General features: G+C 58.6%; 4 protein-coding genes and 3 pseudogenes. 3 read left to right on the top strand and 4 right to left on the bottom strand.

The window, feature by feature from the left end; genetic code table 11:
• Nucleotides 1–243, top strand: a pseudogene (locus tag AB8A33_RS28730) (hypothetical protein); the annotation flags it as partial.
• 32 nt (nt 244–275) lie between these two features.
• On the opposite strand, the gene AB8A33_RS28725 reads toward AB8A33_RS28730, so the two are convergent.
• Nucleotides 276–521: a ribbon-helix-helix domain-containing protein gene (locus tag AB8A33_RS28725; protein WP_439096135.1), complete on the bottom strand. Its 246-nt coding sequence runs from the start codon at nt 519–521 to the stop codon at nt 276–278.
• Nucleotides 522–1,141: 620 nt separating this feature from the next.
• A complete protein-coding gene (locus tag AB8A33_RS28720; RefSeq protein ID WP_439096134.1) occupies nt 1,142–2,830 on the bottom strand; it encodes a methyl-accepting chemotaxis protein in 1,689 nt (562 codons plus the stop codon).
• Between the two features lie 354 nt (nt 2,831–3,184).
• Here AB8A33_RS28720 and AB8A33_RS28715 point away from each other — a divergent pair, with 354 nt between their 5' ends.
• On the top strand, nt 3,185–5,278 hold the full coding sequence (locus AB8A33_RS28715) for a putative bifunctional diguanylate cyclase/phosphodiesterase (protein ID WP_439096133.1): 2,094 nt from the start codon (nt 3,185–3,187) through the stop codon (nt 5,276–5,278).
• Nucleotides 5,279–5,622: 344 nt separating this feature from the next.
• A complete protein-coding gene (locus AB8A33_RS28710; protein ID WP_439096132.1) occupies nt 5,623–6,030 on the top strand; it encodes a VOC family protein in 408 nt (135 codons plus the stop codon).
• 671 nt (nt 6,031–6,701) lie between these two features.
• Here the strand turns inward: AB8A33_RS28710 and AB8A33_RS28705 are convergent.
• Together AB8A33_RS28705 and AB8A33_RS28700 are read right to left on the bottom strand one after the other, a co-directional pair.
• Nucleotides 6,702–7,067: pseudogene (locus AB8A33_RS28705) on the bottom strand (autotransporter outer membrane beta-barrel domain-containing protein); the annotation flags it as partial.
• Nucleotides 7,068–7,188: 121 nt separating this feature from the next.
• A pseudogene (locus AB8A33_RS28700) lies at nt 7,189–7,584 on the bottom strand (autotransporter outer membrane beta-barrel domain-containing protein); the annotation flags it as partial.
• Nucleotides 7,585–8,502 lie beyond the last annotated feature (918 nt).

The following is an 8,502-nucleotide window of genomic DNA, read 5'->3' as shown; positions in this document are numbered from 1 at the left end:
GGTATCTGGGTCGCGGAATCAAAAGATGGCTCGCGAAAGTATTATTTCGGCGACCAGTGCCGTGCCTCAGAATTTCAAAGTTTCGTGGGCCAGAGCGTCGATGCGCTTCCAGTGAGGCCAGCAAATGCCAAATGGCGGCTCGCCTGTTCAACTTGCGCCGGACTGTCCGACATGGATCGGATGCGGATGAACGTAACTTATGATCAGCAAACCAGAACGATCAACGACATCTCGTGCGGTTAAGGGTCGCGTCATGTCAGAGACTAAGCGCTCGTTCACTGAAGCTCTCGCATCTGCTTGTAGTGATTTAGCGTGAAAATGCGAAGAGCCGACGAGAGGTTAGTTCTATCGCGGCCCTTGGCTACAGCACTGATGAGATCTGATGTCGACTGCTCGCGCTCGGCAGCGATCTCCTTGATCGAGTCCCAGAATTCATCCTCTAGGCTGACGCTCGTCTTGTGGCCGCCGATCACAACTGATCGCTTCCGAATTCCAGCCGCCGAACCGTTGAGGCCTCCCACTTACTTTTCTCCCGCCTAATCTGCGGACGGACTTAGGTCAGCCACCCTGAACGCGCCATGAACGATTTATTCAGGCTTTAGCACCTCAAGTTAATGCTGATCGGCCCTCCATGCCAAGGGAGCGCCCCAAGAAAGACCGTAATCTTTTGCCGAGGGAAACAGAGTGAAGCGTAAGCGATTTCCTATCAACCCAGGCTCTCAAAGCCAGTCGCGATTTTAGCGCGATCATAGGCGCAGCTGATTCTTCCGGGGGAGTGACGCTGGCCGATGTCGCGTGACACGGCTCTGTTAGTGATGCGATGTTCACCGACTGCCCCTACTGGCGGTCTGATAGCTGCAGAAGGTTTGACGCCTTTGTTCTTTTGGCGCCCGGTGATTCCATCGGCACGTAGCATCGGCGGCGGCTAATGGATCTCGGCCAACGAACCAAGGGTGGCCCCGCCATGGACTCGAATATTGGGCATCAGGCAGTAAACCCGAGCTACGCTATGCCAAGTTTTCGCGACGGAACATCTGAGATGGTCGAGGCGACGGCCCTGTTACTGGCTTTGTCCGACGATTATCTGCACCTCATTCGCATCGAGAAAGACCCGGCTCGATGACGAGCCGAACGCCGTCGATCAGGCCGCGCGCACGGTGTCGAGGAACTTGCCGACCTCGTGCTTGAGGCGATTGGAGTCGCCCGACAGCGACTTCGCCGCCGACAGCACCTGTGCGGAGGCCGAGCCGGTCTCGCTGGCGCCCCGCTGCACGTCGACGATGTTGGATGAAACCTGGCGGGTCCCTTGCGCGGCCTGCTGGACGTTGCGGGAAATTTCCTGGGTTGCAGCACCCTGCTCTTCCACCGCCGCTGCGATGGTCGAGGAAATCTCCGACAGCTTTTCGATGGTGCCGCTGATCTCTTTGATAGCATTTACCGACTCCCGGGTGGCAGCCTGGATGTCGCCGATCTGTTGGCCGATCTCGCCGGTGGCCTTGGCGGTCTGTTCGGCCAGCGCCTTCACTTCGGACGCGACCACTGCAAATCCGCGGCCGGCCTCACCGGCACGTGCCGCCTCGATCGTGGCATTAAGTGCCAACAGATTGGTTTGGCCGGCGATGGTATTGATCAATTCGACCACGTCGCCGATCCGGCCGGCGGCTTTCGACAGTTCGGAGACGCGGTCGTTGGTCCTGCGCGCCTGGTCGACCGCCTCCCCTGCCATCCGCGCCGAATCCTGCACTTGGCGGCTGATCTCGTCGACCGAAGAACTCATCTCCTCGGTCGCCGAGGCCACCGATTGAACGTTGGTGGAAGCCTCCTCCGAGGCAGCGGCGACCAGTGTGCTGAGCTCCTGCGACCGTGCTGCGGTCGTCGTCAGCGACCCCGCGGACCCCTCGAGCTGGGTAGCCGCCGACGACACGGTCTCGATAATCTCGCCGACTGCGCCTTCAAAGCCGTTAGCAAGCTTGATCATGTCGGCCTTGCGCTGCACTGCTGCACGCCTCTCGCTCGCCTTCAATTCTTCCGCGTTAAAACGGACGAGAGTCTGCAGCGTCTGCAGATTGCGCAATGCTTGGCCAACTTCGTCATCGCGGGCGATGTAGACCCGGTTGTCGAGCTTGCCTTCTGAGATGTTCAACATCTCCCCGATCAGATGCCGCATCGGCCCGTTGATCGCGCGCAGCGCTTGGATGCCGATCAATCCGGCGACGAGGGCGCCGACCAGCGAAACCGCTAGCCCGATCCCATTGGCGCCGAGACCGAATTGCGCGAGCATGCCGACGCCGACGAGGAACATCGCCTGGACTGCGATGAGCGTGATCAGCCGGGCCTTCAGCGTGCCGTTGAAAAGCGCAAAGTTATCCAGCAACGATCGGCGGCGAACGATGCCGGCATCAATCTTGTACCCGTGCGCCTTCTTGTTGCGCAGCGCTGCATAGACCTGTTCGGCCTCCGCGCGCTGGTCAGCAGGCAGTTTGGTGCGGATCGACGTGTAGCCGGTGATCTGGCCATTCTCGCGGATCGGAGACGCCGTTGCCAGAACCCAGTAGAAATCGCCGTTCTTGCGCCGGTTCTTCACCGCGCCGACCCAGGGCTTGCCGGCTTTCAACGTATCCCAGAGGTTTTGGAATGCCTCCGGCGGCATATCCGGATGACGGATGATGTTATGCGGCTGCCCCAGCAGTTCAGCTTCCGTGAAGCCGGCGGCATCGACGAATTGATCGTTGAAATACGTGAGCCTTCCCTTGCAGTCGGTCCTCGATACGATGAGCGTGCTGTCGGTAACTGGATATTCGACGTCAGTCACCGGGAGGTTTGTGCGCATCGCGACGTCCTAAGAAAATCGGCCTGCGATCGCCGCAGAAATGCCAGAACGACATAACGCCCTTTCGCCTTCGAGAATTTAGGACGGAGTAGTTTCTCTCTCCTTAATTAGGTTAATTAGGCCTCACGACTACTCTTTCAGCCGATTAGAGCGGAGACTGCCCAAAGCCGGCAGGCATTATCGTACCAATACCATAAGACCGCCGGCGTTCTCATCTCTGGGTCTACGCACCGCCGACGATCTTTGGTTTATCAAATTGTTTCCACTGCAGGTGGTAACAGAATCCAAGCGGGCGCACCGATGCGACCGCTTGTAGGACTAGAAAAGTCCTCCCGCTGTTTGAATAGGTGTGACGTGAACACTTTAGCTGCTTATATCTATTGGATTATTGTCTTCCTTTGGGCGGGTGTTCTGGTCGCAGCCGGTCGCGCCTACTATAAGAATCCGAAAACGTTCGGCGCTGTACGATTACTGCTTCTCGTCGTGGCGATAGATACCTGCCGCAACATCTGCGAGAATATTTACTTCGGCCTATACTTCGGCGCAAAGTACGGTGTTTTTCCGGAGAGCATCGGAACCGTTCTGGGTCGCGCCGAGCTGCTTATTGTCCCTAAAGTAGTGAATGTATTGGCCGCAGGAATTGTACTCGGCATTCTTCTCCTGCGCTGGCTACCCAGGGCGCTACAGGAGCGTCAACGATCAGAGCGCCTCGTGAAGAAAAAATCGGACGAGCTCGCAACTGAGATCGAGGAGCATCGAAAGCTTTTCGAAGCGTCCGCTGATCTGATCATTGTTACGGATGGCGACCGGACTATCCAACGGATCAGCAATAGCTCAAGAAAAATTCTTGGCTATGAACCATCCGAACTCGTTGGACGATACGGCGGTGTGCTCGTCGCTCCTTCCGAGCTGCAAGCTGCCAAGCGCATCATGCAACGTTGTGCCGATACTGGCCTTCCGGAGTCCTTCCATACAAAGGTTATCCGTAAGGATAACGAGTCGATTACCGTCAACTGGACAGCGGTCTGGTCGCAGCCAGCCGGACGGTTCTTTCTGATCGGCCGAGACATGACCGAGACCTTGGCTGCCCAGACCCGCCTCAAACAACTAGCGCTCAACGATCAGCTGACGGGGTTGCCGAACCGGGCAAGCCTCATATCGGATCTGGAGCGTCTCGCGGCCTCCGATAGCTGGAACAACTCATCAATCGCAATCTTCGACCTGGATGGGTTTAAGGAGGTCAATGATGCATTTGGACATGCCGCCGGCGACCTTGTTCTGAAGGAAGTCGCACAAAGAGCCTTAAATCTATCGGTCGGTGACGCGTACAGGCTCGGCGGCGATGAATTCGTCATTGTTTTTCGCGACTGTTCCGACCCATTCCGCGCTCTTAGCGCGCTGGATAAGCTCGGTGCGACTTGTGATGACATCATCGTCGAGGGGCGCCGCGCTTATTTAGGGGTCAGCGCCGGAATTTGCGCCGTCTCCCAGGCTGGCGGCGACGTGGACGAACTCATCTATTGTGCCGACCTCGCCCTTTTTGAAGCAAAGAAGAACGGCGGGCGAGCATCTCACGTCTTTGTTCCGACGATGCGTTCCGCCGCCAGGGCGCGGCAGGAAACGGACATTGAGATCCGCCGTGCTGCCGCAGGTCAGGAATTTGTCCTTTACTATCAGCCTCAGATCCGCGTGGCCGATGGCAAAATCGTGGGTGCCGAAGCTCTCCTACGGTGGAAGCATCCAGACAAAGGGATCCTTGCTCCAGGCGCGTTTATTGAAGTCTTGAGTAAAAGCACATGCGCTTCAGAGGTAGGAGACTGGATTATTCGGCAAGCCTGCGAACAGGCCGCGATCTGGCGTGCGAAGGGGCTAGGTCAACTCCGAATGGGTGTGAATCTATTTCCCTGTCAGTTTCAGGACGGTTCACTATTTTCCTCCGTTGCAGCGGCACTGAAAGCAAGCGGCCTGAGACCATCAGCCCTTGAGCTCGAAATCACCGAGAATATTGCGCTCGGCAGTGATGACCGCACGTTGGAGATCCTTCAGGATCTGCGGGAAATGGGCGTCGGACTCTCTTTTGACGACTTCGGTACCGGCTATGCATCGCTCACTCACCTGACCAGATTTCCGCTGAGCAGATTGAAGATCGATCGTAGCTTTGTTCAGTCCATTCAACGCGGGAAGCCGGAAAGTGGAACTATCATAAGCTCAATGATCGCAATGGCGCATGAGCTCGGCCTCGAAGTTGTCGCTGAAGGGGTCGAAACGGAAGCGCAGAAGGCATTTCTGATGACGTCGGGCTGTGATGAGCTGCAAGGCTATCTATATGGCAAGCCGATGTCTGCTGACCAGTTCATCCGGTTTGTTCAGGAATCGGATGCGCTCCTTGATGAAGCTGGAGGCCTAGTGTCAGGCGAGAAAGAGCAATTCGCCTCTGCATACCGGTAGGCTATCCGTAGGACTTGCACCAAGCGAGAAAGCGGGCGCGTCACCGTCGCGCTCCCCGAAGTCGGTTGGTTCACGCTAGCTCGACGGCTGGCGTACTCACGCCGCAGCAGACTCACTGGACGGTCTTCACATGAGCATGCCCGGCTACGGCTCTGAAGCTGCCGTTCCATTCATTTTATGGCCATAGCCGGCCGCGTGTCCATCAGTGCCGCCTCTGCTGCGGCGCGCCGGATACGCGGGCGAGGTCGCCGCTTCGATGCTCCATTCCCGCGCTTGATCTAACTCAATCCCATCGCATGCGACTGTTGCTAACATGCCCAAAGCAAAGTCGAGAGGGCACTCGCATGATCGACCATATGGGCTTCAGCCCAAGCGACATCGAAAGTGCGCGGCAGTTTTACGACGCCACGCTCAAGCCACTTGGCATCTCTAATGTGGTGGAAATAACCGCCGAGCAGACTGGTGGTTACCACGGCATTGGTTACGGCGTTGACCGAAAACCGACGTTCTGGCTATTCAACGACAAGCGCCACGCAGTTCCTCTAGGCCCACGCGGGATAGGTATCCACATCGCATTCGCCGCCGATAGTAGAGCGTCAATCGATGCCTTCTACGCAGCGGCAATGGCGCAGAATGGCCGCAACAATGGCTTGCCCGGCATTAGGCCTCATTATCATCCCGCCTATTATGCGGCGTTCGTGATCGATTTGGACGGGGTCAACATTGAGGCCGTCTGCCAGAAGTCGGAGTGAACTGCCGCTTTGAGTTCTAACCACAAGATCGGCGGCTCATTGATCTGACTGTTTTGGTGCAACCAGAATTTTATCTGGTTTAGCGAACCTATTGTTTGGACCTGGCTTATCAACGGTCCAATCATAAAGTTCGATGGCAGCATCGATCCAGTCGGCAACTCTATTCCAGATGGTACAGATCACGTTTTTCATGCTGTTTGGTCGCTGGTGAGGCCTGACCGGTTCAAATTGCCAAAGGCAGCTATGGCTGCGATCACGGCTCCAAGATGCGGCGCAGGCAGCGAGCACGTAGCCGGAGAGCTAAACCGAGCTGAAGGTCGTGCCTGTCCGCATCGAGGACAGAGCACACAATCGCATGACGTGGCGCCGAAACAGAGATTCGCCCTTCGAGAGTTATGGAATACGCGTCCAAGGACTTATGACGCTCAAGAGCAATACGCCTGTGTTCTCATCAACCGCGTTTTGATCCAAGTCCTAGACTGGGATCAAACGCGAAAATGGTTGCGCGAAGGTTTCTGCGCGATCACGCGTTATTTGGTGCGGTCGCCGAGCGATAGCACGGGGGCACAAACCAAGGCGGTGCGTCTCGGCCGAACCAAGAAGACCAAAATCTGCCTCCGACCTGGTTTATTTCGCCAATGCAGTGGCCGCGATGCGAGCGGCGTGCGGCGCTACCATGCGTAACGTAGCGCGCCCTTTCCGGCGAAGCTGCGGCTGACGTCGGAGAATTCGCCCTCAAAGGTGGTCGCGACCGACCAGCCGTCGTTGAAGGACATTTCGGCCGAAGCCGACGTAAGCGCGGCGTTGCGAGCAGCGCGGGCGCCATTTACGACGAAGGATGAACCGGGCAGCGACTGGAACACGGCGGCGACGTTGCGGTCGCTGTTGTAGTCATGGGCCCAGGCGGCGCGACCGCGCAACGTGAGGAGCCCTTCCGCCACGGCCCATGACTTGTCGCCGCGCAGGCCGAGTTCGGTGCGCGTTGCGGTGACGGTCTTGGCGGCGTAGTTGAGCGCGAAGCCGCCGGCGCCGTTTGCTGAGGTTTCGGAATAGGAAGGAAGATCGAAAGCCGTGACTTGAAGTGCCGCATAGGGGCGTCAGGCCGACACCGCCGAGTTCCGGCACCAGCCAGCGATTGCCGCCCTCGATGCGGCCGGAAAAAGCATTGGCATTGAAGTTCGCACGCAGCCGTTCGGTGCCGACCGCGGTGATCTGGCGATCGGTGCGGATGTCCTGCCAGCCGTAAGCCGCCGTCGCGGTGATATAGGACGACGCGATGTTGTGACGGACGAAGGCGCCGGCCTGGAACAGGTCGGACTGGCCGCTGCCGCCCCCTGCAACCGAGAAACTGGTACCGCCACCGGCCAGCGCGAAGCCGGCCACAGTCTCCGGCGAGAACCAGTAGTCAACACCAACGGCCGCACCGGCGATGTTGCCGGTGATGCGGTTCGAGCCGAGGGCCGCGTTGCCATCGGTGGTGCGCGACCCGCCGAAGCCGGCCGCCCACACATTCAAGCGCGCCTCAAAGGCACGCGGCGGCGCCTTGGTGAACATGGCGTAAGCGTCGCGTTCGGTGCGCGTGTGCTTGCGGCCATTCGGCGCATAAGCGAGCGCTTCGTCTTCAGCGAATGCGAAGGGCGTGGGCACGGTGCCTCCGCGGCCGGCGGTGAAGGGATCGGACAGCACGCCCATGAACTGGGTCATGGCGTCGAAGGTGGTCTGCTGTGATCCGGTTGGCGTTTCTCCGGAGATCTGCGTCAGTGCGTTCAAGAGATTGTTGCCTGAGAGCAGGAACAGCCCATTGAAGGACGCGGGCATGATCGCCCCGCCTTCCAGCGCATTGTCAATGCCGCGGGCCACGTTCCTGTTGTTGATCGAGGCATTGCCCGGCAGGATCGGGGTGAGCAGGCCGGGATCGAGGGTCAGCAGCACGTCATTGCCGACATAGGTCAGCCGCGCATTGCGCGCGAAATTGTTGGTGAAGGTGACGGTGTCGAAAGTGCCGGTCAGCGTGCCGGCATTGATGATCGTATAGGTCGTGGTCGATGTGACACGCGCCAGCGGATCGACGGCGACCTTGCCGGCGATGGCTGCCGTCCCGGTAATGATCGCTTTGTCCGCCAATGTCCCGTCGACCTGCACCAGATAGGTCGAGGCCGCGGTCATGGTCAGGCTGCCGATGGTCAGCGTGCCGATGGAATTGCCGGGCGCCAGCGTGCCGCCATTGATGGCGGTGACGCCGACAATGCCGGATCCGCCCAGGATGCCGTCGGAATTGACAGTGAGCAGGCTGGCGGTAGCGAGATTACCGTTCACGGCGAGCGTGCCGCCGTTGACGTTGACGGGGCCATTATAGGTCGCCGTGCCGGTCAGCGACCAGATCGACGGGTCAAACTTGGTGAAAGTGCTGAAGCCGCTGAATTGCGAGATATCGAGAGTCCCAGCGCCAATGCCGCCGAGTTGCAACGTGTC

It is taken from the genome of Tardiphaga sp. 813_E8_N1_3 (genome assembly GCF_051811025.1).
Lineage (GTDB): Bacteria > Pseudomonadota > Alphaproteobacteria > Rhizobiales > Xanthobacteraceae > Tardiphaga.
This window is presented reverse-complemented; position numbering and strand designations above follow the sequence as displayed.

Excerpts from the sequence above, each read along its gene's own strand:
- AB8A33_RS28720 (WP_439096134.1), bottom strand. The coding sequence starts at position 2,830 with ATGCGCACAAACCTCCCGGTGACTGACGTCGAATATCCAGTTACCGAC.
- AB8A33_RS28710 (WP_439096132.1), top strand. The coding sequence starts at position 5,623 with ATGATCGACCATATGGGCTTCAGCCCAAGCGACATCGAAAGTGCGCGG.